The sequence below is a fragment of the Nocardioides sp. NPDC000445 genome, assembly GCF_040300245.1.
GTDB lineage: Bacteria > Actinomycetota > Actinomycetes > Propionibacteriales > Nocardioidaceae > Nocardioides.
The window spans coordinates 83,860-109,405 of record NZ_JBEPDH010000022.1; the positions used below are offsets into that span (position 1 = coordinate 83,860).

At 68.7% G+C, this 25,546-nt stretch carries 26 protein-coding genes and 1 tRNA gene; 12 read left to right on the forward strand and 15 right to left on the reverse strand.

Features of this window, described 5'->3' with window-relative positions; all coding sequences use genetic code 11:
• The first annotated feature begins 683 nt into the window (after positions 1–683).
• Entirely contained in the window at positions 684–2,453 is a 1,770-nt protein-coding gene (locus tag ABT304_RS25305) for an ABC transporter ATP-binding protein (RefSeq protein ID WP_350719435.1), read from the forward strand.
• Positions 2,450–4,198, forward strand: a complete 1,749-nt coding sequence (locus tag ABT304_RS25310) for an ABC transporter ATP-binding protein (protein ID WP_350719437.1) — start codon at positions 2,450–2,452, stop codon at positions 4,196–4,198. Before ABT304_RS25305 ends, ABT304_RS25310 begins: the two co-directional genes overlap by 4 nt.
• Position 4,199: 1 nt before the next feature.
• Here ABT304_RS25310 and ABT304_RS25315 read toward each other — a convergent pair whose 3' ends face one another.
• Positions 4,200–5,594 (reverse strand): ATP-binding protein, encoded by a 1,395-nt coding sequence (locus tag ABT304_RS25315; protein WP_350719439.1) that lies wholly within the window; start codon positions 5,592–5,594, stop codon positions 4,200–4,202.
• 117 nt (positions 5,595–5,711) lie between these two features.
• Positions 5,712–6,464 carry a PaaX family transcriptional regulator C-terminal domain-containing protein gene (locus ABT304_RS25320; RefSeq protein ID WP_350719440.1) on the reverse strand — a complete coding sequence of 251 codons (753 nt, stop codon included), beginning with the start codon at positions 6,462–6,464 and terminating at the stop codon, positions 5,712–5,714.
• A 91-nt stretch (positions 6,465–6,555) separates the two neighbouring features.
• Between ABT304_RS25320 and ABT304_RS25325 the strand changes: the two genes are divergently transcribed.
• Both ABT304_RS25325 and ABT304_RS25330 read left to right on the forward strand, forming a co-directional pair.
• Complete coding sequence (locus tag ABT304_RS25325; RefSeq protein WP_350719441.1) at positions 6,556–7,377, forward strand: SDR family oxidoreductase; 822 nt, start codon at positions 6,556–6,558, stop codon at positions 7,375–7,377.
• Positions 7,374–8,087 (forward strand): enoyl-CoA hydratase/isomerase family protein, encoded by a 714-nt coding sequence (locus ABT304_RS25330; protein ID WP_350719442.1) that lies wholly within the window; start codon positions 7,374–7,376, stop codon positions 8,085–8,087. The genes ABT304_RS25325 and ABT304_RS25330 overlap by 4 nt, the downstream gene beginning before the upstream one ends.
• Before the next feature lie 22 nt (positions 8,088–8,109).
• On the opposite strand, the gene ABT304_RS25335 is transcribed toward ABT304_RS25330, so the two are convergent.
• Together ABT304_RS25335 and ABT304_RS25340 are read right to left on the reverse strand one after the other, a co-directional pair.
• On the reverse strand, positions 8,110–8,673 hold the full coding sequence (locus ABT304_RS25335) for a TetR/AcrR family transcriptional regulator (protein ID WP_350719444.1): 564 nt from the start codon (positions 8,671–8,673) through the stop codon (positions 8,110–8,112).
• 16 nt (positions 8,674–8,689) lie between these two features.
• The gene (locus ABT304_RS25340) at positions 8,690–9,361 is read right to left on the reverse strand and encodes a biliverdin-producing heme oxygenase (RefSeq protein ID WP_350719445.1); all 672 of its coding nucleotides are present in this window, start codon (positions 9,359–9,361) and stop codon (positions 8,690–8,692) included.
• Between the two features lie 449 nt (positions 9,362–9,810).
• Between ABT304_RS25340 and ABT304_RS25345 the strand changes: the two genes are divergently transcribed.
• From ABT304_RS25345 to ABT304_RS25360, 4 genes are all read left to right on the forward strand, one after another.
• Positions 9,811–11,118: a hypothetical protein gene (locus ABT304_RS25345; RefSeq protein WP_350719447.1), complete on the forward strand. Its 1,308-nt coding sequence runs from the start codon at positions 9,811–9,813 to the stop codon at positions 11,116–11,118.
• A gap of 217 nt (positions 11,119–11,335) precedes the next feature.
• On the forward strand, positions 11,336–12,205 hold the full coding sequence (locus tag ABT304_RS25350) for a GmrSD restriction endonuclease domain-containing protein (protein ID WP_350719449.1): 870 nt from the start codon (positions 11,336–11,338) through the stop codon (positions 12,203–12,205).
• Positions 12,206–12,308: 103 nt separating this feature from the next.
• On the forward strand, positions 12,309–13,550 hold the full coding sequence (locus ABT304_RS25355) for a hypothetical protein (RefSeq protein WP_350719450.1): 1,242 nt from the start codon (positions 12,309–12,311) through the stop codon (positions 13,548–13,550).
• A complete protein-coding gene (locus tag ABT304_RS25360) occupies positions 13,543–14,133 on the forward strand; it encodes a class F sortase (RefSeq protein WP_350719452.1) in 591 nt (196 codons plus the stop codon). The genes ABT304_RS25355 and ABT304_RS25360 overlap by 8 nt, the downstream gene beginning before the upstream one ends.
• An 81-nt stretch (positions 14,134–14,214) precedes the next feature.
• Here the strand turns inward: ABT304_RS25360 and ABT304_RS25365 are convergent, their stop codons facing one another.
• Positions 14,215–14,541: a GroES family chaperonin gene (locus tag ABT304_RS25365; protein ID WP_457165442.1), complete on the reverse strand. Its 327-nt coding sequence runs from the start codon at positions 14,539–14,541 to the stop codon at positions 14,215–14,217.
• 29 nt (positions 14,542–14,570) lie between these two features.
• Positions 14,571–14,828: a DUF3618 domain-containing protein gene (locus ABT304_RS25370; RefSeq protein ID WP_160025189.1), complete on the reverse strand. Its 258-nt coding sequence runs from the start codon at positions 14,826–14,828 to the stop codon at positions 14,571–14,573.
• An 82-nt stretch (positions 14,829–14,910) separates the two neighbouring features.
• Here ABT304_RS25370 and bcp point away from each other — a divergent pair, with 82 nt between their 5' ends.
• The gene (gene bcp / locus ABT304_RS25375; RefSeq protein WP_141806014.1) at positions 14,911–15,381 is read left to right on the forward strand and encodes a thioredoxin-dependent thiol peroxidase; all 471 of its coding nucleotides are present in this window, start codon (positions 14,911–14,913) and stop codon (positions 15,379–15,381) included.
• A gap of 2 nt (positions 15,382–15,383) precedes the next feature.
• Here the strand turns inward: bcp and ABT304_RS25380 are convergent, their stop codons facing one another.
• The 3 genes from ABT304_RS25380 to ABT304_RS25390 form a co-directional block, all read right to left on the reverse strand.
• Entirely contained in the window at positions 15,384–15,791 is a 408-nt protein-coding gene (locus ABT304_RS25380) for a hypothetical protein (protein WP_350719454.1), read from the reverse strand.
• Between the two features lie 111 nt (positions 15,792–15,902).
• A tRNA-Leu gene (locus ABT304_RS25385) sits at positions 15,903–15,984 on the reverse strand.
• A 50-nt stretch (positions 15,985–16,034) separates the two neighbouring features.
• Positions 16,035–16,418 (reverse strand): DUF805 domain-containing protein, encoded by a 384-nt coding sequence (locus ABT304_RS25390; RefSeq protein ID WP_350719456.1) that lies wholly within the window; start codon positions 16,416–16,418, stop codon positions 16,035–16,037.
• 143 nt (positions 16,419–16,561) lie between these two features.
• Between ABT304_RS25390 and ABT304_RS25395 the strand changes: the two genes are divergently transcribed.
• Entirely contained in the window at positions 16,562–17,161 is a 600-nt protein-coding gene (locus ABT304_RS25395; protein ID WP_350719458.1) for a Maf family protein, read from the forward strand.
• Here the strand turns inward: ABT304_RS25395 and ABT304_RS25400 are convergent.
• The 6 genes from ABT304_RS25400 to ABT304_RS25425 all read right to left on the reverse strand — a co-directional run bounded on the left by ABT304_RS25400 (position 17,118) and on the right by ABT304_RS25425 (position 23,268).
• Positions 17,118–17,723: a GtrA family protein gene (locus tag ABT304_RS25400; protein WP_350719459.1), complete on the reverse strand. Its 606-nt coding sequence runs from the start codon at positions 17,721–17,723 to the stop codon at positions 17,118–17,120. The two genes, ABT304_RS25395 and ABT304_RS25400, sit on opposite strands and share 44 nt — an antisense overlap.
• 80 nt (positions 17,724–17,803) lie before the next feature.
• Complete coding sequence (locus ABT304_RS25405) at positions 17,804–18,982, reverse strand: acyl-CoA dehydrogenase family protein (RefSeq protein ID WP_350719461.1); 1,179 nt, start codon at positions 18,980–18,982, stop codon at positions 17,804–17,806.
• A 66-nt stretch (positions 18,983–19,048) separates the two neighbouring features.
• Complete coding sequence (locus tag ABT304_RS25410; RefSeq protein ID WP_350719462.1) at positions 19,049–19,936, reverse strand: carbohydrate ABC transporter permease; 888 nt, start codon at positions 19,934–19,936, stop codon at positions 19,049–19,051.
• A gap of 79 nt (positions 19,937–20,015) precedes the next feature.
• Positions 20,016–21,041, reverse strand: coding sequence for a carbohydrate ABC transporter permease (locus tag ABT304_RS25415; protein WP_160025196.1), 1,026 nt, complete (start codon positions 21,039–21,041; stop codon positions 20,016–20,018).
• Positions 21,042–21,045: 4 nt separating this feature from the next.
• On the reverse strand, positions 21,046–22,455 hold the full coding sequence (gene ngcE, locus ABT304_RS25420; protein ID WP_160025197.1) for an N-acetylglucosamine/diacetylchitobiose ABC transporter substrate-binding protein: 1,410 nt from the start codon (positions 22,453–22,455) through the stop codon (positions 21,046–21,048).
• 51 nt (positions 22,456–22,506) lie between these two features.
• Complete coding sequence (locus ABT304_RS25425; protein WP_350719464.1) at positions 22,507–23,268, reverse strand: sugar isomerase domain-containing protein; 762 nt, start codon at positions 23,266–23,268, stop codon at positions 22,507–22,509.
• A gap of 112 nt (positions 23,269–23,380) precedes the next feature.
• Between ABT304_RS25425 and ABT304_RS25430 the strand changes: the two genes are divergently transcribed.
• Positions 23,381–24,343, forward strand: coding sequence for an N-acetylglucosamine kinase (locus tag ABT304_RS25430; protein WP_350719466.1), 963 nt, complete (start codon positions 23,381–23,383; stop codon positions 24,341–24,343).
• Positions 24,344–24,389: 46 nt separating this feature from the next.
• The coding region (locus ABT304_RS25435) for an acetyl-CoA carboxylase biotin carboxylase subunit (RefSeq protein WP_350719468.1) at positions 24,390–25,546 on the forward strand (1,157 nt) is incomplete at its 3' end.

Sequence of the window (25,546 nt, forward strand, 5' to 3'; positions counted from 1 at the left end):
GGCCGAGGATGAGGCCGGGAGCCGCCCGGGACCAGGGCATCAGACGCGTAAGGAATCGCGTAAGGAATGCCGCTCGACACCCCGCACCAACCACAATGAACCGAACCATGCAGGACCACTCCCCACGGCTCAACATGTCGCCGTACACGGTGGCTCGGATTTATCAGCGGGTTGTAGGTTCAAGTCCTACATGGCGTACCAAACAAGGCTCCTGACCAGCGGTTTCGGTCAGGAGTTTCTTGCATTTCAGGCTCTCGACGCCCGACGCGTACGGAATGCGGTTCAGGATCATTCGCCGCTCGAAAATATGACCGCGACCCCGGAGCAGCCCCGAGGCCACGGCACCGGCGGCACGCATCGTGGTGTCACTGCCTGCGACCGGCCCTGAACCTCACAGCTCTGAGAAAGCCACGGACGAAGTCACCCAGACGGCTCCGTCGGCACCCAGCACGGTAACCATCTACATGCCCGCCAATGCGTCCGACCGGGCGCCGCCTTCTGCCCGATCTCGACCACTCCGGATCCTGGGCGTGGCGACTTCCTCCCGACGACCCATCATGTCAAAATGAGAATGATTCCTGATTCTAGGCGCGGATGAGTTCGTGGAGCGCCGAGGTGGCCGTCGGCCAGCCTGATCAGGCTTCTCGGACCTCGACCTTTCCACTGGACAAGGACATGCCCTGATGGCCTCGCCACTGAGCGACATCCTCCGGCCCGTACGCGGCCGCCTTCTCGCCTGTATTGCTCTGACCGTGGTCTCCACGGTCGCCGGGCTGGTGCCGATGATCGGCATCGTCGAGCTGGCCCGGATCCTGTTACCGGCCACCGGCGGCGGCAGCGTCGACGCCGACCGCGCCTGGCTGGTCGTCCAGGTGAGCCTGGCCGCGCTCGGCGTACGGCTGGCGACGATCCTGACCGCCTCCTGGCTCTCCCACGCCGCAGACCTGGACCTCTCGGTGCTGCTGCGGCGGAGCCTCGTCGCCCGGCTCGGCCGGGTGCCGTTGGCCTGGTTCACCGAGCGCTCTTCGGGGCAGGTGAAGAAGGCGGTCCAGGACGACGTGGCCGCGCTGCACCACCTGGTCGCGCACTCGGCGATGGAGCTGACCGCCGCCATCACGCTCCCGCTCACCGTGGCGGCGTACCTGCTCTCGGTCGACGTCACGATGGCGCTGGTCACCTGCGTCCCGCTCGTCGCCGGCATCATCGGCCTGCGGATCTCGATGCGCGGCGCGGCCGAGCTCTACCAGACGTACGACCGCGGGCTGGCCGAGCTCGGCTCGGCCGCGGTGGAGCTGGTCAACGGGATCACGGTGGTCAAGACCTTCGGCCGGGAGGGCCGTACGCACCGCCGGTTCACCGAGGTCGCGGGTCGTTTCGGCGGGTTCAACCGCGACTGGATGCGGCACTCCGCGCTCGGGATGCTGGTGATGGAGCTCGCCCTGACCCCGGTGCTCGCCCTCGCGCTCGTCGCCGTCGTCGGCTCGCTGCTGGTGCGCGGCGGCCACCTCGCCGCGATCGACCTGGTCCCGTTCCTGGTGCTGGGACTGACGATGACGGCACCGGTGACCGTGGCCGGGTACGCCGGTCGCGAGCTGCGCGAGGCGACCGGTGCCGCGCGGCGGATCCAGGAGCTGTTGGACACCCCGGAGCTCCCGGCGCCGACGACCGTCGCGAGTCCGGAGGGCGGCCGCGTCGAGCTGCGCGGGGTCGGCTTCGCCTACACGCCGGGCGGCAGGCTCGTGCTCGACGGGATCTCGCTGACCCTCGAACCCGGCACGGTGACCGCGCTCGTCGGCCCGTCGGGGTCGGGCAAGTCGACCCTGGCGAGGCTCCTCCCCCGTTTCGCGGATCCCACTCTCGGGTCGATCACCCTCGGCGGCTGCGACCTGCGCACCCTGACCAGCGAGCAGCTCTACGAGCGGGTCTCGTTCGTCTTCCAGGAGACCTCCCTGCTGCGTACCAGCGTCCGCGACAACATCCGGCTGGCGCGCCCCGACGCCTCCGACCAGGACGTACGTCACGCCGCGGCCGCGGCGCAGATCCTGGACCGTCTCGACGCCCTGCCGCGCGGACTGGACTCGGTGGTCGGCGAGGACGCACTGCTGTCCGGAGGCGAGCGGCAGCGGGTCGCGATCGCCCGGGCGATCCTGGCCGACACCCCGGTCCTGGTCCTCGACGAAGCCACCGCGGCGGCCGACCCGGAGTCGGAGGCGCAGGTTCAGCAGGCGCTCTCCCGGCTGGTCGCCGGACGTACCCTGCTCGTCATCGCCCACCGGCTCTCCACGATCACCGGCGCCGACCGGATCGTCGTCCTCGACTCCGGCCTGGTCGCCGAGTCCGGCACGCATGGCGAGCTGCTCGCCGCCGACGGCCTCTACGCGCGGCTGTGGCAGGCCGACCAGCGTGCCCACCTGGAACCCGTCCACACCCAGACCACCGAGGTGGCCCGATGATCTCCGTCGTACGCATGCTCAGCACCCTCCTCGACCACGACGGCCGCCGGCGGCTGCTGCGAGTGGTCGCCACCTTCGTCGCGACCGGGATCCTCCAGGGGCTCGCCTTCGCGGCGCTGGTGCCGCTGCTGGTCGCCCTCTTCGCCCAGGACTGGAACGGGGTGACGACCTGGGCGGTGGGGCTGATCGGGCTGCTGGTCGCCCACCACGTCCTGCTCGCCCTCGCCGACCTGGCCGGCTACGACCTGGCCTGCGACCTCCTCGACCGCACCCTGGCCCGGCTCGGGGAGCACGTCGCCCGGCTGCCGCTGGGGTGGTACGACGCCGACCGCACCGGGATGGTCGGCCGGATGGCGTCCAAGGGCGCGGCCGACATCTCCTCGATCCCCGGCCACCTGCTCCGGCCGATGACCTCGGCCGTGATCAGCCCGGTCACCGTGGTCGCCGCACTGCTGGTCCTGGAGTGGCGGCTCGGGGTGGCGCTGCTGGCCGGCGTGGTCCTGGTCTTCGCCGCGACCCGCCTGCTGAGCGTGATCATCGGGCGCTCCGAGGCCGGCTACGACGCCGCGATGGCCAACGGCTCGGCGCGGGTCGTGGAGTTCGCGCTCAACCAGCAGGCGCTGCGGGTCTTCGGCCGCACCGTCCACGGCAACGAGCTGGTCGAGGACGCCTTCGCCGCCCAGCGGGCGGCCAGCCGGCGGATGCTGGTGACCGGCTTCGGTGGTCGCGGACTCCAGCTGCTTGCCGTCCAGGCGCTGCTCACCGTGGTGGTCGCGCTCTCGGTCCACCTCGTCCTCGGCGGCACCCTCGCCGCCGCGACCGCGATAGGTCTGCTGGTGCTCAGCGTGCGGTTCGTGGAGTCGATGGTCGACCTCGGCGAGCTGTCCAGCGCCCTGCGGATCGCCCAGGGGTCCCTGCGCCGGATCCTGGACCTGCTCGAGACCGCCCCCCTCCCCGAGCCGTCCGTCCCCGGCACCCCGCGTGACGGCGCGGTGGAGATGAACGACGTCTCCTTCTCCTACGACGGCTCCACCCCGGTGCTGGACGGGGTGTCCTTCACCGCCCCGGCCCGCTCGCTCACCGCGATCGTCGGGCCCTCCGGATCCGGGAAGTCGACCCTGCTCCGGCTGGCCGCCCGGTTCCACGACGTCACCTCCGGGTCGGTGCGGGTCGGTGGTGTCGACGTTCGCGATCTGGGGACCGAAGCGCTGATGGCCGAGGTGTCCATCGTCTTCCAGGACGTCTACCTCTTCGAGGGCACCCTGCGGGACAACGTCCTGCTCGCCGCTCCCGACGCCGACCCGGCCAGACTGGACGAGGCCGCGCGGCTGGCCCGCGTCGACGACATCGTCGCCCGCCTTCCGCACGGCTGGGACACCCGCGTCGGTGAGGCCGGCTCCACGCTGTCCGGCGGCGAACGCCAGCGGGTCGCGATCTGCCGTGCGCTCCTCAAGGACGCCTCCGTGGTCCTCCTCGACGAGGCCACCGCGGCTCTCGACGCCGAGAACGAGGCGGCGGTGCAGGAGGCGCTGACCGCCTTGGCCGCCGACCGCACCGTCATCGTCATCGCCCACCGGCTCCAGACGGTGACCGCTGCCGACCAGATCCTCGTCCTCGACGGCGGCCGGATCGCCGAGCGCGGCAGCCACGCCGACCTGCTCGCGGCCGGAGGTCGCTACCGGGACTTCTGGCAGCAGCGTACGTCTGCGGCGGGCTGGCAGCTGGTCGGCGAACCGATCAGGTGAGTCACGGAGCGGCGACGGGAACCGCCACGTCCGTGCCTCCCTCCTTCGTGAATCGCGCACCCATCCGGAAGAACGACGGAGTTGCCACGAAGCGCCCGGCGAAGAGCGCCTCGCCCTGCTGGAAGAACGGCGAGGTACGCAGCATGGCCGAGGGCGCGAAGCCGAAGAGGTGAGCAACGGCGGCGACGTCGCCGGGCGAGTTCATCCGCATGAGCACGAGGTTGTCGCACTGCGATACGACCTGCTGATGAATCTTGTCGGGCCGCTGGGTCGAGAGCACCAGCCACAGCCCGTACTTCCGGCCCTCGGCCGCGATCTGCACGATGCGGTCCACCAGCGCCTGCTGCAACGCACCTGAAGCGTCCGCCGGACACAGGTTGTGGGCCTCGTCGATCACGATCAAGGTGGGAACCCGGCTGGTGCGTTCCGCCCACAAGCGCTCGAGGAGGTCGAGGCTGACCGCCATCGGCTCGTGCGGATCCTCGAAACCACTCAGGTCGAGCACCGTCGCTCGGCTCCCCGAGGACACGATCTCGGCGGCGGACGGCAGTTCGCCGGCCCAGACCTCCCAGCGGTCGAGGCCGAGGTTCTCGATCCGCTGACCGAGCGCGCGCTCGTCCGGGGCGCCCACCAAGAGCTTGCGGATCACCTGCTGCAAGTCGGACGAGGCCATCTCGTCCATGCGGTGGATCAAGAGGTTGTACTCCTCGCGATCGCGCATCGGATCGAGCTCGAGCAACGCCGCCTGGGCTCGGCGCGACATCGTGGAGAAGCGCAGCCTGAGCGGCTCATAGCCGGTCGTGTCTGCGCCCAGAACACGTACGGCCGTCGCGGACAGACGATCGGCAACTGCCGCCGGCGCGTCGGCACGCGGTTCGCCGAGGCTGACGAAGTCGGCGTTGGGGTCGAGCACGACGACCCGGAGCTCGGTGTTCAAGATCAGCCGCTCCAGCATCGCTCCGAGCGCATAGGTCTTGCCGGAGCCGCTCTGGCCGCACAGAAAGGTATGCCGGTTGAAGGCCCCAGGCCTCAGCAGAGCGGGGACCTCGTGGCCGGCGGACCTCCACGTGCCGAGCTCCAGCGTGGCACCGGAGATCTCCTGCAGTCGCTCGAGGTGCCGTGCGCTGGGCTCGGAGAGCCGGGCGTTGCGAAACGGCTGACGGCGCTCCGGCCGCGGTGCGCCGGTCTCGTCGAGCGGACCGAGCAGGATGCCGGACCCACCGTCATCCAGCACGGCCGGGTCGTTGCAGTCCAGAACCTGACCGAGCACCATCCCGCCGTCCTCCGTGGTCAGAACCACGATGTCGCCCGGAACGACGGCAAAGGTCTCCTGCCCGACGTACACGAAGGTGCGGCCATCTGACGAATGAGCGAGCAAGGCCTCAGAAGTGTTCACGTCTCCCCCGCAATCCCTGACGTTTCGCCGGCGGACGACCATCCGTGGCGTACCTCGACCTGTGGATCGTATCCCGCTGGATACCACGCCACCGCGACATCCGGCACGCTCGTACGCTCAGGAGATGCGCTCGGTCAGCGCCCGGCGAGTGTCGATCAGCCAGTCCTTGTAGTCGAGGTGCGCCTTGCGCAGCGCGGCACCCGGCCAGTCTGCGGGGAGCAGCTCGTCGGGCAGGACGGGATCCGCGAGCAGGTGGCATACGGAGGTGGCGCAGGCGGTGAACCGCAGCACGGGGTCGTCGGTGTCGGTGGCCGCCAGCAGCTCGCGGGCCCGGTCGGCCCAGCCGGCCAGGTCCCACAGCCGGCCGGCAAGCTCCGCGGGGTCGGTCGTGGGCCGCATCGTCAGCCGTTCGCACAGACCGGCGAGCTCATCGGACCACTCGAGGTCGAGGTTCGCCGGGCGTACCCACACGCCCTCACGCAGCTCGGCCAGACGGAGGTCGGTGAGCGTCGCCCGGAGGCTCGCCCTGTCGGCGGCAGAGCGGCCGGTGGCGGTCACCACGACCATGTCCCAGTCACCGTCCCAGGCGCCGGTCTGCACGTGGATCGCCGCCTCCTGCCGGCGCTGGCGGTGGCTCAACCTCTCGGAGAGCCGGTATCGCCCCTCCGCAGTTCGGACCAGGTCGTCGGCGGCGACCATGCGGGAGAGCGCGACCCGGACCGTCGTCTCCGAGAAGCCGACCAGACGGCCTCCCGCGACGAGCTCGCGGGCGGACAACGTCGGCACCTCGGCGCTCATGAGGAGGCCCAGGAGCGCCGAACGGGCGGACACAGGGCGAAGGACGCTCGCATCGGCATGGGTCGGTGACATCGCTGCGGATCTTACATGAATCCCGCACCCGCAGACGATGTGTTATTTACAGCATTGTCACAGCCGCAGAGGATCTGTAACGTCCCCGGGCATGAGCCTTACTGGACGCACCATCATCATGTCGGGCGGCAGCCGCGGCATCGGCCTGGCCGTGGGCATCGCCGCGGCCAAACTGGGAGCCAACGTCACGCTGCTGGCGAAGACGGACACACCCGACCCACGCCTCCCCGGCACCGTTCACACGGCGGCCGCTGAGATCGAGGAAGCGGGCGGGCAGGCGCTGGCGGTGGTCGGCGACGTCCGTGACGAGGCCTCGGTGGAGAACGCCGTCACACAGACCGTCGAGCGGTTCGGCGGCATCGACATCGTGCTCAACAACGCCTCCGCGATCGCGCTCGACGGCACCGAAGACCTGCCGATGAAGCGCTTCGACCTGATGACGCAGATCCAGCTGCGCGGGACGTACCTGCTCACCAGCAAGTCGCTTCCCCACCTGCGCGCATCGGCCAACCCGCACATCCTGTCGCTCTCGCCGCCGATCAACCTCGCGCCGCAGTGGCTCGGCGCACACCCGGCCTACACCCTGGCCAAGTACGGAATGAGTCTGCTGACGCTGAGCTGGGCGGCGGAGTACGCCGAGCACGGTATCGCCGCCAACTGCCTGTGGCCGGAGACCCTCATCGCCACGGCCGCGGTGCAGAACCTCCTCGGCGGCGACGCAGCGGTGGAGAGGTCGCGTACGCCCGAGATCGTCGCCGACGCCGCGGTGGAGATCCTGGGGCGCCCTTCGCGCGAGTGCACCGGCAACTCGTTCCTGGACGTGGACGTGCTTCGGGACGCTGGAGTCACGGACTTCTCCACGTACGGCGGAACCGGCGACCTGGAGTACGACATCTTCGTGGACCGGCCATGACCAGCCTCGTGCGAGAGCGGCGCGGAGACGTCGAGGTCCTCCGGCTCAACCGTCCCGAGAAGCGAAACGCCCTCGACACCCCGACGCTCCGCCTGTTCAACGACGCGTTGACAGAACTGTCCGATGACGGCGAGGTTCGCGCGGTCGTGCTCTCGACGACATCTCCCGATGCCTTCTGTGCAGGCGCGGACGTCACCGAATCGCTGGACGCGGGAGGCGGAGTCGCCCGGATGGAGGCGTTCGCCGAGCTCTACCGGCTCGTCGAGCAGGTGCCCGTGCCGACGATCGCTGTATGCGTCGGCAACTGCGTGGGCGCCGGCGCCGAGATCATCGCCGGCTGCGACCTGCGTGTGGCCGGGGACAACCTGAAGCTCGCCTGGGCCGGCGCCCGGCTGGGCGTTCCGGTCGGCCCGGCCCGACTGACTCAGCTCGTCGGCCTCTCCCGCGCCAAGGAGCTGATCTACACCGGGCGCCCGGTCGGGGCGGACGAGGCGGTCGCGACGGGCCTGGCCCTGCGTACGGCTCCTGCCGACGAAGCCGAGGCGGTCGCTCTCGAGCTGACAGGGCTCATCGCGCGCCAGTCGCCCGAGGGGATCCGCACCCTGAAGGAGATGTTCCGCGACCTCGAGGGCACTGCCGACCGCATCACCTACGAGAACGAACGGCTGATCGACTTCCAGAGGAACAGCGTCGGCCTGCCGCAGGGCTAGCCGACCTACCTGCGCGCGCGACTCACAGGGCACCGACGGCGCGGAGGACGAACTCCTCGATCCGCTCAGCCGGAAGATTGCGGGTGCCCAGCACGGCGTGGACGAGGGCGAGGGTGGCGTCGATGTCGGAGACGGCGAAGACGCCCTCCTCGGCGCCCTGCTCGAGGATCTCGGCGAGGACCTGTTCGACGGCGACGACGTGCTCACGGATCTCCTGGCGGGCCTCCTCGGGGAGCCCGCCGTAGACCTGGGGGCCGAAGCCCATGTGGAACTTCTCGCCGAGGGTGAGGTGGTTGCGTACGTAGATCCGCAGCCGTTCGGCTGGCTGCTCGCTCGCGGCGAGCTGAGCCTGGAGGGACGCGACGTACTCCGAGGTCTCGTGGGTCGCGAACGCGACCATCACCGCGTCGCGGTCCTTGAAGTGGTGGTAGATCGCGGTGCGTCCGATCTCCGCCCGCTGCGCCAGCTTCGACATGCTGATGGCGTCGTAGCTGCCCTCGGCCATCAGCTCCGCGAACGCCGCGAAGATCCGTTCGCGCACCAGCCTGCGGTGCTCGGGGACGTTCTCGGCGGCGATACGGGGCACGAGGACGAACCCTAGTTCACCTGCGATAGCGGTCGAGGCGAGCGCCGAGCTCCTCGAAGAGGGCCTGGTTGAGGCCGAAGGCGACCTGGACCTCCTCGACGATGCGGATCTTCTCCGCGGGGCCGAGGGGCAGCGCGTCGAGTCGGGCGCGGTAGCCGTCCTTGTAGGGCTTCGGCTTGGGGATCTCGGCGAACTCGTAGAACGCCACTCCCTCGCCGTCGAGCTCGAAGAACCGGTCGAGCAGCCGGCCGATCGCCTGGCCACCGGAGAGATCACCGAGGTAGCGCGTGTAGTGGTGGGCGGCGTAGAGACCGCCCCAGGCGCGGGTGGCCTCGATCCGAGCGACGTACGCATCGACGGCCGCCGACTCCACGGCGTCACCGTCGACACCGGGCGCCCACACGGCCAGGTCGGCATCGATCGAGGCCAGGCGCTCCAGGGCGACGTCATGGACGGCTTCGGCGACGGCATCCGTGGCGGCCAGGTCGCGGCCGACCGTCTCGAGCGCGACGTAGACCTTGCGCAGGCGCAGCAGATAGTCGGCGTACCCCTGCTCGTTGACCCGGCCGGCCAGCAGCTCCTCCATGAAGGAGGAGCTCTCGGCAGCCGTGTGCTGGATCCGGGAGCCCTCGCGCATCAGCGCGGAGAGTGGAGCGTCGTGCATCTCGTCGGCGAGGAGGGCGGACATATGGCTCCAGTCAGGGTCGGGCGGCAGCGATCGGCGGTCCGGCAAAGATCCTGACACACTGTCAGAAAGTCGGCAAGGCTTTGGTTAGGTAACCCTAACAAACTCGCGCCAGATCGGGTTGTGGAGATGCCTACAGCGCATTGTTCCCGAACCGGAGAGCGCAACGTGACGACCACAACTTGCCCAGGTGTCTCAGACGTTCGGGTAGCGATCATGAGGAAGATCAACAAGGGGTCCGACCAGGTGCTCGGAGACGACGTGTTGCCGGGGAAGTTACGGCCGATTTCACGGCCATCCGGGCCGTCTCGTACGCCTATGCACCCGCGATCCGACGTGGCTAAACTCCCCGCTTCGTCACGGCGAGTCACAGCAACCGGGGGGCTGCAGAGGCTGACTTCTACTCGTCGTGCCCTGTCATCGACAGTTATCAACACCATTGGAGAAGTCACTTGCGCTCCCCACTCTCGGTCCGCGGAGCCGCCCTTGCTGCGGCGACCGCGATGATCGGTCTTTCCGTGACCGCGGCCCCGGCGACTGCGGCGGAGAAGCCCCAGGCCAAGGCCTCGTCGGTCGCTCTGACCGTCAACGTGTCTGACAAGGTCAAGGTCGACACCGGTCGCTACACCGCCACCTACAACGGCAAGAAGACCGTCAACTCGGGCACCAACAAGCCCGCTCTTCCGCTCCTCGCGGGCGAGCAGCAGCTGCTCTCGGTCGGCGTCTTCGCCCAGGACGCGGCCGCCGCCCTCCAGAACGGCACCGTCTACTCCGGCGCCTGCTCGGCCCTGGCCGGCAAGGGCGCGACCCTCGTCGCCATCGGCGACGGCTCCAGCTGCGTGAAGCCGGGCGAGGCCGTCACGGTGAACCTCGCCGAGCTCGACCTCCAGAAGCTGGGCGCCACCACCGACTACCTGCTCAACGACGAGAGCAAGGACGTCCACGTCAAGCTCGGCCCGGTCAACGACCTGGTCCAGACCGTCGTCTCCGGCGTGCTCACCAAGGTCGGCGGCCTCTCGGTCGGCGTCGACCTCGACGCCGCGGAGAGCACCTGCATGGCGCAGGGCTCCACGTTCAAGGGCAAGACCCAGCTCAAGAACGCCGCCGTCACCGTCAACGTCCCCGGCAAGGGCGACATCAAGGTCGCCGACCTGCCGGCGAACCCGAAGAAGAACACGACGGTCGTCCCCGACCTCTCCCCGGTGACCGACGCTGTCCTCGGCCGCGTCGACACGCTGCTCCAGTCGGGCCTGAAGACCAGGGACGGGCTCGCCGGCCTGGACGTCTCGATCCGCGTCGACCTGATCGAGCACATCAAGGAGCAGCTCGCCGTGCTGCTCAAGGGCCTCGAGACCGACCTGGTCAAGCTCACCCTGAACAAGCAGGACAAGACCGCCAAGTCGCTCGAGGTGTCCGCTCTGGACATCAACGTCCTCGACGCCGTGAAGAAGGTCGGCGCCCCGACCGCTGCCAAGGTCGCCATCGGCACCAGCACCTGCGGCACCAACGGCCTCACCGCCTCCGAGGAGAAGGCTGCGGCCAGCGGTGACAAGAAGAACGTCGACGTCGTCGTCTCCGGCGACAAGTCCGACCCGGACACGAGCGTCCAGGCCAAGCCCGACAACGCCCCGGCCAACGCCGAGCTCAACCTGCTCTCGTCCCCGGCCGCCAAGGGCGGGTTCGCCGCAGGCGCGCTCGTGCTGCTCGTCGCCGCTGCTGCCGCCACACGGTGGTTCCTGCTGCGCCGGTCGCACGCCTGATCCGCTGATCAGGACTCCCCGGTAGGACCGTCGTAGAACCTGCGACACCCGCGTCCCGGGCCAAGGCTCCAGCCTCGGCCCGGGACGCGCTCGTCTTGTCGGAACGGGTGCAGGTTCTGGGCGGCGCGCCTGCGTGCCGCCCGCCGTGGGATCCGACAAGGTTGGGCCGCCCCCGATGCTCCCCAGAGCTCTTCCCCCATCTCTCTGGAGTCACCCCATGCTGCGCCCGCTGGCGACCCTGCTCGCCGTCGTACTCCTCTGCTCCGGCTGCGCCGAGGTCTCCCAGCCGGACACCGCCGTCCAAGCCGGATACGGCGCCGACAGCGGCGAGGAGGTCAGCCTTCCGCTGACCGAGGCCATCGCGAAGCTCCCCGTCGCCAAGGAGGTCACCTCCGGCTACGAGAGGGAGAAGTTCAATCACTGGGTCGACGCCGACGGCGACTGCCAGGACGCCCGCACCGAGGTGCTCCTCGAGGAGTCGAAGAAGAAGGCCCGCGGCAGGTGCGACGTCTCCAGGGGCGTATGGCTCTCCACGTACGACGGGGTCACCGTCAAGCGCCCCGGCGGCCTCGACATCGACCACATGGTCGCGCTCAAGGAGGGCTGGGAGTCCGGCGCCAACGCGTGGACGGACGAGCAGCGGGAGGCGTACGCGAACGACCTCGGTGACCCGCGCGCCCTCATCGCCGTCACCGCCGCGACCAACCGCAGCAAGGGCGACCAGGACCCGGCCGACTGGATGCCCGACGCCACGAGCTACCACTGCACGTACGTCGCCGACTGGGTCGCCGTGAAGATCCGCTGGAGCCTCTTCGTCGACCGTGCGGAGAAGGCCGCGATCGAGGACATCGCCGCCGGCTGCGACAGCCCCGAGATCACCGTACGCCTGGCCGGGCCGGCCCAGAGCGATCCTGCACCAAGCGACCCTGCCCCGAGCGACCCCGCCCCGGACTCGGGTGAGGATCCCCGCTTCGACACCTGCGCCAAGGCGACCGCGAAGGGCTACGGGCCCTACCGGAAGGGCCGCGACGCCGAGTACGCCTGGTACCGCGACGGCGACAAGGACGGCACGGTCTGCGACAGCTGACGCGACACCCGGATTCCGCAGGTCAGAAGCGATACCCCAGCCCGTAACGTACGAGGCTCCTCCGCCGTTGAGTGTGACGAACGTCAAAGGGAGGGATATTCACGTGCGCACAACACTCATCGCGCGGGGGGCCGCGGTGGCGGCTGCAGCCGCCATGGTTGCCTTGTCAGCCGCACCTGCGAGCGCCGCCACGGTGTCGCAGGCGTCCGCAACCGCGCTGAGCCTCGAGCTGGCCGGCACCGGAGCGACCGACTCAGGCACCTATGCCGTCACCAACGACGGCTCCACCGAGTCCGCCAAGGGCACCAACGAGCCGATCGTCACCGCGCTCGGTGGCCAGGACGCCATCCACGTCGGCACGCTGGCTCAGGACGCGGTCGCCAAGCGCAACGCCACCTCGGCCGCCTGCGCCGGCATCGCCGGCGACGGCGCGACCCTGGTCGCGGCCGGATCCGGCGACTGCCTCAGCGGCGGCGACAACGTCTCGCTCGATGCTGCCAGCCTCGACTTCAGCAACCTAAAGGTGATCCAGTCCGACCTCTTCCAGGGAGCCGACAGCCAGCTCCAGGAGCTCGGCAAGCCCGTCCAGGACCAGATCACCAGCGCGCTCGCGCAGCTCCTGGCCCCGCTGGTCGGCGGGTTGGACGGCGCCGGCCTCTACGTCGACCTCGGCGCCGTGCAGAGCAGCTGCACCGCCGACGACGACACCGCCTCGGGCGACAGCACCATCGCCGACTCCTCGGCCTACGTGGTCATGCCCGGCGGTGACCGGGTCACCCTCGTCGACCTGCCGGTCGAGCCCGCCGTGAACCAGAAGGTCGTCACCGACCTGTCCGGCGTGGTCGACGCGATCATGGCCGGTCTCCGCACCCAGCTCACCCAGGGCCTCGACGGGGCGCTCGGCGACCTCACCCAGGTCACCGACGTGATCCAGAAGCAGGTGCTCGCCACGCTCCTGACCTCCCTCGAGGAGCAGCTCGCGCCACTGAAGGACAACGTCCTCGACATCACCCTCAACGCTCAGGACAAGTCCCCCGGCGCGATCACGGTGACCGCGCTCGACGCCAAGATCCTCCCGGCCGCCGAGGCGTTCGTCGGCAGCAGCCTGGCGCACCTGACCATCGGCACCAGCCACTGTGGCCCGAACAGCCCGGTCACGAAGACGGTCGTCAACAACCCGCCGAAGGCAGCCAACCCGCCGGCCTCGGTCCCGACCGTCGTGACCGCCGGTGTGGAGAGCTACGACGACGGCAGCGCCGGACGCATCGCTCTGGTCACCCTGCTGCTCCTCGCGGCCGCGGGCGCCGGTGTGGCGACGTACGTCCGCATGTTGCGGCGTGGCTGACACCTCTGTTGACTCGCCGCCGCGGCTCGCCGCGGCGGCGGGTGGCCTCTGGACAGCGCTGGTCGTGCTCGCTGTCGCGATGGTGCTGGCCGGGCTGTTGTGGCCCAGCGGCAGCGCCGCCGTGGAGGTGCCGCCCGGCGCCCCGCAGCGCCTCGAGCTGCCCGGGCTGAACACGAAGGCGACGGTCGTCCCGATCCGCCTCGAGGGCGAGGTACTCGACCCGCCGCGCAACCCGCGCGAGATCGGCTGGTGGGTCGGCAGCGCCAAGCCCGGCTCAGCGCAGGGTCAGACGGTCGTCACCGGCCACACCGTGCACACCGGTGGCGGCAGCCTCAACAAGCTCGACCACATCGAGGAGGGGCAGGAGGTCGACATCGTCACCAAGGACGGGACCTTCCAGCACCAGGTCGACTCCGTCGAGGTGCTCAGCCGAGCGGAGCTGGCCGAGCAGGCCCAGCGGCTCTTCGGGCAGGACCATGGCGACGGCCGACTGGTGATCATCACCTGCACCGACTGGAACGGCTCGAGCTACGACAGCAACATCGTCGTGATGGCGCATCGGTTCAACGCACTACCTTCGTGACGCCGAGTCGGCGCATCTGACCCCGTGTCTGGCGAAGCGAAGCGAGCCAGAGGGGTCGGATGCGCCGACTCGGCACTAAAATCAGAGGTACAAGCCGGTAGATTCGTCAGCGATCCGCTCCGCGGCAACAGCGTGCACGTCGCGCTCCCGCATCAGGACGTACACCTCTCCGGCGACCTCGACCTCCGGCTTGTCATCGGCGTCGAAGAGCACCCGGTCACCGATCTCGACGGCCCGCGCGTGCGGACCGACCGCGACCACCCGTGACCAGGTGAGCCGCCGGGCCGCGCCCATGGCGGCCGTCGCCGGGATGACGATGCCGCCCGAGGAGCGACGCTCGCCGGCGTCGGACGCGACCTCGACCAGCACCCGGTCGTGGAGCATCTTGATGGGGGTCTTGTCGGTCACGTCCGTGTTGCCTTGCCGGTGGGGAGTGGTCAGTTGGCCTTGGTGATCTTACGCAGCGTGGCCATGAGCACGACGGTGCCCACCACCCCGCCGACGGTCTTCGCGATGTTGCCCATCTTCGGCTCACCGGAGACCGGGTCGACGTAGACCGCCTTGATGGCCGCCACCTGGCGCTGAACGATCGTCTTCGGGCTGCCCCGGTAGATCAGCTCGTCGATGGTGCCTGCGAGCCGCTCACGGATCTCTTCGATCTCGGACTCGAGCGAGGAAGTCTGGTCCTTGGACATGCGCAGACCTTAGCAACCGGCGTACGTCCACTGCGTGCTCCACCGCTGCGGTTCGCCTGGGAATGTTCGCTAGGTTGGCTCCATGACGCGTCTCGAGCCGGGCGATGTGGCCCCCGACTTCACTCTTCCCGACGACACCGGCGCGGAGGTCTCGCTCAGCAGCCTCCGCGGCCGCAAGGTGATCGTCTACTTCTACCCCGCCGCGATGACCCCCGGCTGCACCAAGCAGGCCTGCGACTTCACCGACTCGATCGACTCGCTGAAGGCCGCCGGCTACGAGGTCGTCGGCGTATCCAAGGACAAGCCCGCCAAGCTCGCGAAGTTCCGCGAGCGTGACGGGCTCACCATCACCCTGGCCTCCGACGAGGACCTCTCGGTCCACAAGGCGTACGACGCCTACGGCGAGAAGAAGCTCTACGGCAAGGTCGTCGAGGGCGTGATCCGCTCGACGTTCGTGGTCGACGAGGAGGGCAAGATCGAGGTCGCGCAGTACAACGTCAAGGCGACCGGTCACGTCGCCAAGCTCCGCCGCGACCTCGGCCTCGCCTCGTAGCTCTACTGCTGGTCGTCGGGCTTCTTGAAGTCAGGCGGAGGAGGTACGTCCTCCCCCGGGATCTCCTTCGGCTCGACGACCACGGGACCGGCGCCGGCACTCCACTTGGCACCGGTCTCCATCAGCCACTCGCCCGCCTGGGCGGCGACGTCGGTGGCGGCCGCGCCGACCTGGAGCAGACCCGAAAGGGCCTGGTTGCGCGGCGTGTCCGCGTCGGGTGCGGACGCCATCGCAGCCCTCTTGGCCTCGATCTGAGCCTTGAACTCGCCGGCCTTCTCGACGGTCTTCTCGCCGCCGGTGACAAGGTGAGGTGCTGACTTCACCTTGGCGTCCGCAACAGCGGGCTTGGCGCCCTCGACGCCCTTCTGGACGCCATCGCGCCAGTTGGACGCGTTGTCCTTGAACGACATGACTTCATCCCTCTCCTGGATGGGGTGGTGTTCTTCCATCCTTGAGGGTCCGGTGACCAATGTCCATGGGGATCGACCCTGGCCTGCCCCGGGTCGGACCCGGACTCTGTGTGCCGAAGGCGGGACTTGAACCCGCACGCCCTAGAGCACAGCATCCTAAGTGCTGCGTGTCTGCCAATTCCACCACTTCGGCCGAGCGGCGATCAGTCTAGAGACTGATCGCCGTTCGTGGTTAGCCGCCGGTCAGGCGACGTTGTACTTGTCGCCCTCGGCCTTCTCCGGAAGGGCCCAGAAGACGATCAGCACGATCCAGCCGATGCACGGCAGGAGCCAGAGCAGCTGCCACCAGCCGGAGCGGCCGGTGTCGTGCAGGCGTCGGGCACCGACCGAGAGGGACGGGACCAAGATGGCGAGCGCGAAGATGCCGCCGATGATGGAACCGGCGGTCGAGTCGGCGCCGAGGAGCAGGTTGATCGCCATGTTGACGACCACAGCAGCGCCCCAGGGCCACCAGAACTCGGACCGGCTGGCGCGGCCCTCGAAGGCGGCGTACTTCTTGAAGAAACGCACGATGGCGTCGCGGGGCGACGCACCGCGGAGCGGCTGGCTCAGCGAAACTTCGCCCACGGGGCCAGCACCGTACGGCTGCTGGGGCGGGGGCGGCGGGTAATCCGTCACTTCGGATTTCTCCTCATTGAGATGGGTTGGATGTGCGAAACCTAGTCGGGACGGACTCCGGGGTAAAGGACCGCTACCCCTAGGGTTGAGCCATGACCACGCTGGTCCTTGCCTCCAAGTCCCCCGCCCGGCTGCAGACGCTCCGCAGCGCAGGCGTCGAACCTGTGGTGATCGTCTCCGGTGTCGACGAGAGCAAGCTCGATGGACTGCCGCCGACGGAGCTGGCGCTCGGCCTCGCCGAGCTCAAGCGGGACGCCGTCGCCGGCCGTCCCGAGGTGCCCGAAGGGGCGCTCGTGCTGGGGTGCGACAGCGTCCTCGAGCTGGACGGGAAACCCCTGGGGAAGCCGCACGACCCCGAGGAGGCGACCCAGCGCTGGCGGGAGATGCGGGGGCGCAGCGGCGTACTCGTCTCCGGGCATGCCCTGGTCGACACCGCGACCGGCCGGCAGGTGTCGCGGACGGCTGCCACGACGGTGCACTTCGCCGACGTGAGCGACGAGGAGATCACGGCGTACGTTGCGACCGGCGAGCCGCTGCACGTCGCCGGCGCGTTCACGATCGACGGGCTCGGCGGGGCCTTCATCACCGGGATCGAGGGCGACCACCACAACGTGGTCGGGCTGAGCCTGCCGCTGCTACGCGACCTGCTCAGCCGGCTCGGTCACGCGTGGCCCGCTCTCTGGAACCGCTGACCGGCGCCCGACGCTCCGGCCCGATCAGGATCGTCTTGTCGTCGGTGAAGCCGAGCGCTGCCGCCTCCTCCTCGACGCTGCCGTAGACCTGCGTGTAGCGGATGGGGCGGCCGAAGACGAACTTCCGGAAGAGGAAGAACCGGGCGATCTGGCCCAGCAGCACGCCGACCACGTTCGCCGAGAGGTTGTCGGCGATCGCGCTGTCCCACCCGATCACGCTACGGGTGAGGTAGAGGCAACAGATCGGCAGCAGCATCGTGACCGCGTTGATCACGACATAGGCGGTGAACCCGCCGTCGGGGTGGTCGGAGACGCGGTGGCGGAACGTCCACCGACGGCTCAGGTCGTAGCTGATCAGCATGCCGACCGTATTGGCGATGATGTAGGCGGGGATCGGCTGTCCGTTCATCGGTCCGGCGCCCATGAAGAAGCCGTGGACCAGCCCGTTGAACAGCACGAAAGCGGCTGCTGTCGCGATTCCGCCGACCATCATGAAGCGGATCACTTCACCGAAGACGCGGGTGCGACGCAGCCGTCCCAGCAGCTGTCCCCCGAACACCATGTGGCCACAGTAAACGGTCAATGGTGAGATGGCTCTTGATTACTTCGCGGGTTTCGTTCAGCGTGCCGTAGGATTCGCCCCTATTCGACGGGGAGGCCGAGACCTCTGGCGAGCAGCATGCGCTGCACCTCGGAGGTGCCCTCGCCGATCTCCAGGATCTTCGCGTCGCGGTAGAAGCGGGCCACCGGGTACTCCTCCATGAACCCGTAGCCACCGAAGACCTGGGTGGCGATGCGGGTCGCGGTGACGGCCGACTCGGTGGCGTACAGCTTGGCGGCGGCAGCCGCCTGCTTGAACTCCTTCATCGTCACGGCACCCGAGTCCAGCCCGGACTTCATGGCGGCGGCCTCGTACGTCAGCAGGCGCGACGCCCGCAGCATGACCTCGAGGTCGGCGATCTGGAAGGCGACGCCCTGCTTGCGGCCGATCGGGCCGCCGAAGGTCTGCCGCTCCCCCGCGTACTCGAGCGCCATGTCGAGGCAGGCCTGGATGCAGCCGACCGCGAGCGCGGCGATCGCGACGCGGCCGTCGTCGAGGGTGGCGAGGAACTGGGCGTAGCCGCGGCCACGCTCGCCGAGGAGGTGGTCGGCCGGCACCCGGGCGCCGTCGAAGGAGAGCGGGTGGGTGTCGGAGGCGTGCCAGCCGAGCTTGTCGTACGCCTTCTCGGCGGTGAACCCGGGTGTGCCCGAGGGGATCATGATGGTGCTGATCTCGGGCTTGCCGTTGTCACGGGTCCCGGTGCGCGCGGTGACGGTGACGACCGAGGTGATCGAGGAGCCGGAGTTGGTGATGAACTGCTTGGCACCGTCGACGACCCACTCCTCGCCGTCGAGGACGGCCTTCGTGGCGGTCGCGCCGGCGTCGGAGCCGGCACCCGGCTCGGTCAGCCCGAACCCGGCCAGCTTCTTGCCCGCGACGAGGTCGGGGAGCCAGCGCTCCTTCTGCTCGTCGGTGCCGTAGGTGAGGATCGGGTTGATGCCCAGACCGACGGCGGCCTCGAGCGTGATCCCGATCGACTGGTCGACGCGGCCGAGCTCCTCGATCGCGACGCAGAGCGCGACGAGGTCACCCTCGCCTCCGCCGTACGCCTCGGGGGCGGTCAGGCCGAACAGGCCCAGATCACCCATCTTGTGGACCACGTCGACGGGGAAGTGATGGTCGCGGTCCCACTGCGAGGCATGGGGCGCGATCTCCTTCTGGGCGAAGTCACGGACGACAGCACGCAACTCTTCGTGCTCGGGCTGGAGAAAAGCGGTCACGCGCCCCAGGTTAGCGGTTATTAACCTGGGGCGCGAGATCCGCGTCACATCTGGGTCAGATCAGGCTCAGCGGAACGTGCCCGTCGAGACCGTCCCAGCGATGCGCCGCTGGAAGATCAGGTAGACGACCAGCACCGGAAGCACGGTCAGCACCACCCCGGCGAAGAGCGCGCCGAAGTCGACGTTGTAACCCGCCTGGGAGGAGAACGACGCCATGCCCTGGGTGAGCACGTAGTTGTTCCGGTCGGTGTTGAGCGCCACCGGCAGCAGGAACTGGTTCCACAGCCCGAGGAAGTTGAAGATCGCCACCCCGGCCATCCCAGGTGCGGCCATCGGCAGCATGATCTGGAAGAACGTGCGCCACTCGCCCGCACCGTCCATCATCGCGGCCTCGTAGACGTCGTCGGGCAACGTCTTGAAGAAGGCGTAGAGGAAGAAGACGGTGAACGGCAGCGCGTAGGCGACGTACGTCAGGATCAGCCCGGGCAGCGTGTTGAGCAGCCCGAAGCCCTGGAGCACGAAGAACAGCGGCACGATGACCAGGAAGACCGGGAAGGTCAGCCCAGCCAGCATCGTGTAGTAGATGACCCTGCGGCCGAAGAACTCGAACCGCGCCAGCACGTAGGCGCACATCGCCCCCAGCAGCATCACCAGCACCAAGGCGGTGCCGACGACGATGACGGTGTTGAAGAAGTACGTCCCGATGCCGGCCTTGGTCCAGGCGCTGACGTAGTTGTCGAAGTTCCACTCCGCGGGCAGGGAGAACGGCGAGGAGAGGATCTCCTTCGACGTCTTGAACGAGGAGAGCACCACCCAGCAGAAGGGCACGATGACGATGACCGACCAGATGATCAGCATCGTGTGCGAGGTGCCGGCGACCAGTGCGTCGCCGGGCGTACGTCGCCCGCCTTCGGAGCGGGTGGCGGCTGGCTTGTCCAGAGTGACGGCACTCATCGGGCCACCTCCGTAGCGCAAGCGCCGAAATACGGACGCGGCCCGATGAAAGATCCAATGTTCGCTCGCTTACGCTCGCTCATCGTCGTACCTCGGCTTTCTTGTCCCGGCCGCCGGCGAAGTGGAAGACGACGAAGACCAGGGCGGCGAAGAGCAGCGTGACCAGGGCGAGCACCACGCCCATCGAGGTGGCGTAGCCGAACTGGCTCTTCTTGAAGGCGGTGTTCATCAGGTGCTGGCTCATCGTGAGCGTGCTGTTGGCAGGGCCGCCGCCAGGGGCGAGCGCCGCCATGAAGACGTACGCATCGAGGGTGAGGATCCCCAGGTAGATGTAGGCCGTCTGCACGTTGTCACGGATCGAGGGCAGCGTGATCGAGATGGCGGTGCGGAAGCGACCGGCACCGTCGATGCGCGCAGCCTCGTAGATCTCCGCGGGTACGCCCTTGATGGCGGCCACGAAGAGCACGGTGTAGAAGCCGATGCTCGCCCAGATGATCACGAACATGGAGGCCGGCATCGCCGCACGCACCTCACCGAGCCAGGCGTAGTCCTTGAACCCGTCGAGACCGACGCCGGTGAGCATGCCGTTGAGCAGGCCTGCTGCGGGGTCGTAGACCTGAGCCCAGAGGAGACCGATGACGACGGCCGGGACGGCGTAGGGGAAGAACGAGACGACCCGGTAGAAACCGGACCCGTTCAGACCTCGGACCTGACCGGTGCTGGGCCCCGCGGTGGTCACGACCACCGCGATCGCCAGCGCCGCGACCAGAGTCACGAACGGCACCACGATCGTCAGCAGTACGTTGTTGCGCAGCGCCTTGAGGAAGGTGTCGTCGTCGAGCAGCTTGGCGTAGTTGTCCAGGCCGACGAAGTTCATGACCGGAGAGAAACCGGTCCAGTCGGTGAGCGAGTAGAAGAGGGCCTGCCCGATCGGGACCACGACGAAGATGACGAAGACCGCGACCGGAAGGCCGAGGAAGACCGTCATGAACAGTGCCCGGTCGAGGGTGAGCTTGCGGCGGCGCCGGCCGGGGGCGGCCCCCCAAGGATTCTCCTCGGAGGGGCCGCCGGCCGTCTGGGCCATCGTGGTTGATGGGTCCGGCATGGTGTCAGGAAACCTTGAGCTTCTCGATCGATGAGTCGTCGGCGACCTTGTCGAAGATGCCCTGGACTGCCTTGGTCAGGCCCTTGACGTCGAGGTCGCCGGAGAGGAACGAGTTCCACACGACGAGCTCGTCGGCGTTGGTGCCGTAGTAGTCGTAGAACTGGAAGTTGAAGGTGTTCTCACCAGCGGCGTCGAGCATCGCGCTCTGCGACTTCAGGGCCGCGGAGCCGAACCCGTCAGCAGGGATGGTGTCCTTGACGATGGTCGGCGCGAGCTTCGTCTTGGCGAAGTTGGTCGCGGCCTCCTTCGACAGCATGGCGCGCAGGATCTCCTTGCCACCGGCCGGGTTCTTCGCCTTGCTCGGGACGATGAACGCCTCGCCGGCCGCGGCACGGACGGCCTCGTACGGCAGCGCCGGGCTGTCGCTGAGGACGAACTCCGGGATGCCGGTCATCTCGAAGCCCTCCTTGGTGGCGTCCTTCATCTCGTTCTCGATCCAGCCGCCGCTCGGGTAGAGGAGCGCCTGCTGGTCGTTGGACCACTTGGCCTGCGCGGCGGTGAACTGGGTGCCGGCGCCGCCCGGGATGAACATGTCCTGGCTGACCATCTCGCCGAGCTTGCCCAGGATGTCCTGGATGACCTGGTGGGACCAGATGCCCTTCTCGAGGTTCTCGAGCCCGAGGCGCACCTCGTCGCCGCCCTCCTTGGCCGCCGAGTCGATCACCAGGGTGCGGTAGTAGGTCGCCGCCTCCTTGCCCCAGGTCCAGAGGTACTTCTTCTTGGCCTTGGCCTTGGCACCCAGGTCGAGCGCCTCGTCCCAGGTCTTCGGCGCGGTCCAGCCGTTCTCCTCGAAGAGCGAGGCGGAGTACCACACGCCGTAGAGGGTCATGACGTAGTTGATCGCCACGAACCGGTCGCTGTAGGTGCCGGGGACCTTGACGTTCGGGTAGAGGGTGTCCTCGATCTTGACGCCCTCGTAGCTGTCCGCCTCGAAGACGTCGTCGAGCTCCTCGAGCTGGGCGGCGATCGAGCTGAAGCCGATCAGGTCCGCACCCGAGTTGTCGATCAGGTCCGGGGGCGTGCCGCCGACGAAGCGCGGCTGCAGCTCCGTGGCGATCTTGGTGGTGGCGCTGACCTTGAGGTCGGCGTCAGCGAACTCCTTGCCGACGATGCCGGCGGCGAACTCGACGTAGTCGTAGCCGTAGCCACCGTCGAAGATCACTGCGTCGACGGTGCCGTCCTTGGGCATGCCGAACGGGTTCGACGCGGACTTGGTGCCACCGCCGGAGTTGTCGGTGTCGCTACCGGGCGCGCCACACGCGGCGAGCGCTCCAGAGAACGACACGAGCGCCGCGCCGGCGAGGGTGCCGCGCAGAAGGGTCCGGCGGTCGAGCCGGTGAAGCTGCTGGGACATCGTGCTGCCTTCTTTCGGGTGGTTTCCTCGTTACTTCTTCATTACGGGTGTTCAGGCCATGCTTCCGATGCGTTCGCCGTAGCGAGCCTTCAACGCATCGTTGTGCTCATCGCCACCCGGGATATTGGCGGAGAGATAGAGGGGCGGGGTCTCGCCGGTCTCCTCGATCCTCGCGGCGGTGGCGAGGGTCAGGAGCTGGGCGATGTAGGCCGCCGTGATGGAGGAGACGGCACCGGCGAGCACGCCGCCGTCGCCGACCGGGACGGTGGCATCGCCGAACGGAGCCAGGTTGTCGATCACCACGTCGGCGATCTCGGCCAGGCGCTTGCCGCTGGGGTGCTTGGGGGTGACCGCGTTGGTGTGCTCGAGGCTGGTCACCGCGATCACCGTGTGGCCCTCCTCCTTCGCCCGCAGCGCGATGCCGACGATCGAGCCGTTGACACCGGAGTTGGACGCGATCAGGAAGACGTCCTCCGGGTGGAACTCGTGGAGCTCCCAGAGCTCGTTGGCGATGTTGGTGTCACGCTCGAGGAGGCCGCCCTTGAGATCGCTCGCCGGCCGGTCGCCCTTGAGGACCGTGTCACGCAGAGCGATGGCGTGGGTGGGGATCAGACCACCGGCCCGTCCGGCGATCTCCATCGCGAACGCCTGCGAGTGGCCGGTGCCGAACGCCTGCAGCACACCGCCGTTGCGGATGCTGCCGACCATCGCCTCGACCGCCTCGTCGAGGCCACCGGATTGCGCCATCGACTGCAGCTCGGACAGGCGTGTGCGAACCTGCTCATCGAAGGCTCCGAACACGTCTCTGGTCAATTAGTCCACCCACCTAGCAAACTCCGGCCGCGACCGTATGTCGAGGCCTGCGCTCGAAAACTATTTGGAGAGAGTACGCCTGGCAATGGTTTTCTGTTACGAAACGGTGTCAATGAATGACAACTACTTGGGACTCGACGCGGGAGGCACCAGCACTCGCGCCGTCGTGGTCACCTCAGACGGCCGGTGCACAGGCATCGGCAAGGCCGGCAGCGGCAACCCGACCTCGGCCGGTGTCGACGCTGCCACGACGGCGATCCGGGCGGCGGTGACACAGGCTGTGACCTCCGCGAATGCCGGTCAGCTCGCCGGCGCGGCCCTGGCGGTGGCGGGCGCGGGCAACGCCGGCCACCGGGCCGCGATCGTGGCCGTCCTCGCCGACCTGGTCGCGGCGGAGCCGGTCTTCGACTTCGATGTGCTGGCTGCGTACTTCTCGGGGACGGCGGCGCCGGACGGCTATGTGCTGCTCTCTGGCACGGGGGCGTCGGCGGTGCGGGTCGAGGACGGCCGGCTCGCGGGGATCTCGGACGGACTGGGCTGGCTGCTCGGGGACGTCGGCTCGGGCTTCTGGCTGGGCCGAGAGGTCGTACGTGCCGGGCTGGCGCCGCTCGACGGGCGCGGCGCCACCACGGCGCTGACCGGCCTGATGCTCGACCGGCTCGGCACCGTCCGGGACGAACGGCCACAAGGCGGACGGACCGGGACCCTCGTCGCCGCGACGGCGGCGCTCTACGCGATGCCGCCGCTGCGGCTGGCGGACTTCGCCGCGCTCGTCTTCACCGCGGCGGATGCCGGTGACGAGGTCGCCGCGGGCATCCTCGATCGGGCGGCCGCGGGGCTGGCGGAGACGCTGGCGGCGGTGCGTACGCCTGATGTCGAGGGGCCGTTGGTCGCAGCCGGGAGCGTCCTGGCCCGGCAGCCCGACTTCGCCGCGCGGGTCGCTCCCGGGGCGGTCGTGGCGACCGACGGCCTGGCCGGAGCGGCCGTGCTGGCCCTGCGGCATGCGGGCGTGCTCGTCGACGATGCCGTGTACCGTCGAGTAACCTCCTCGCTCGCTCAGCTCAGCGAGGTGTGACAATCGTTACGACGAAGTCCAAGCAGTCACGATCGAGGAGTTCTCGTTGAGCAAGCCATTGACCAAGGTCCTGGTCGCCAACCGCGGTGAGATCGCGGTTCGAGTGATCCGTGCATGCAAGGACGCCGGGATCGGGTCGGTCGCGATCTATGCCGACCCGGACCGTGACGCGCTGTTCGTGCGGCTGGCCGATGAGTCCTACGCCCTCGGCGGGGCGACCCCCGCGGAGTCGTACCTCTCGATCGAGAAGATCCTCGACGTCGCGGCCCGTTCGGGTGCGGACTCGGTCCACCCCGGCTACGGGTTCCTCGCCGAGAACGCCGACTTCGCCAAGGCCGTGATCGAGGCGGGTCTGACCTGGATCGGGCCCTCCCCCGAGGCCATCGATGCGCTGGGCGACAAGGCCAAGGCCAAGCAGATCGCTTTGAAGGCCGGGGCGCCGTTGGCGCCGGGTCTCAAGGACCCGGTCAAGGACGCCTCCGAGATCGTCGCCTTCGCGCAAGAGTATGGCCTGCCGGTCGCGATCAAGGCCGTCTTCGGTGGCGGTGGCCGCGGCCTCAAGGTCGCCCGGACCCTGGAGGAGATCCCCGACCTGTACGAGTCCGCGGTCCGCGAAGCCGTCGGCGCGTTCGGGCGCGGTGAGTGTCTGGTGGAGAAGTTCCTCGACAAACCCCGCCACGTCGAGACCCAGTGCCTGGCCGACACCCACGGCAACGTGGTCGTGGTCTCCACCCGGGACTGCTCCCTGCAGCGCCGCCACCAGAAACTGGTCGAGGAAGCCCCCGCCCCGTTCCTGACCGAGGAACAGAACAAACGCCTCTATGAGTCCTCCAAGGCCATCCTTCGCGAGGCCGGCTACGTCGGCGCCGGGACCTGTGAGTTCCTGGTCGCCGCCGACGGCACCATCTCCTTCCTCGAGGTCAACACCCGCCTCCAGGTCGAACACTGCGTCTCCGAAGAAGTCACCGGCCTCGACCTGGTCCGGGAGATGTTCCGCATCGCGGCCGGTGAAGAGCTCGGCTATGACGACCCCGAGGTCCGCGGCCACTCCATCGAGTACCGCATCAACGCTGAGGACGGCGGCAACAACTTCATGCCGGCGCCGGGGACCCTGACCGAGTGGGCTCCGCCGGCCGGGCCGGGTGTCCGTCTGGATGGGGGCTATGAGAAGGGTGAGACCATCCCGGGCGCCTTCGACTCCCT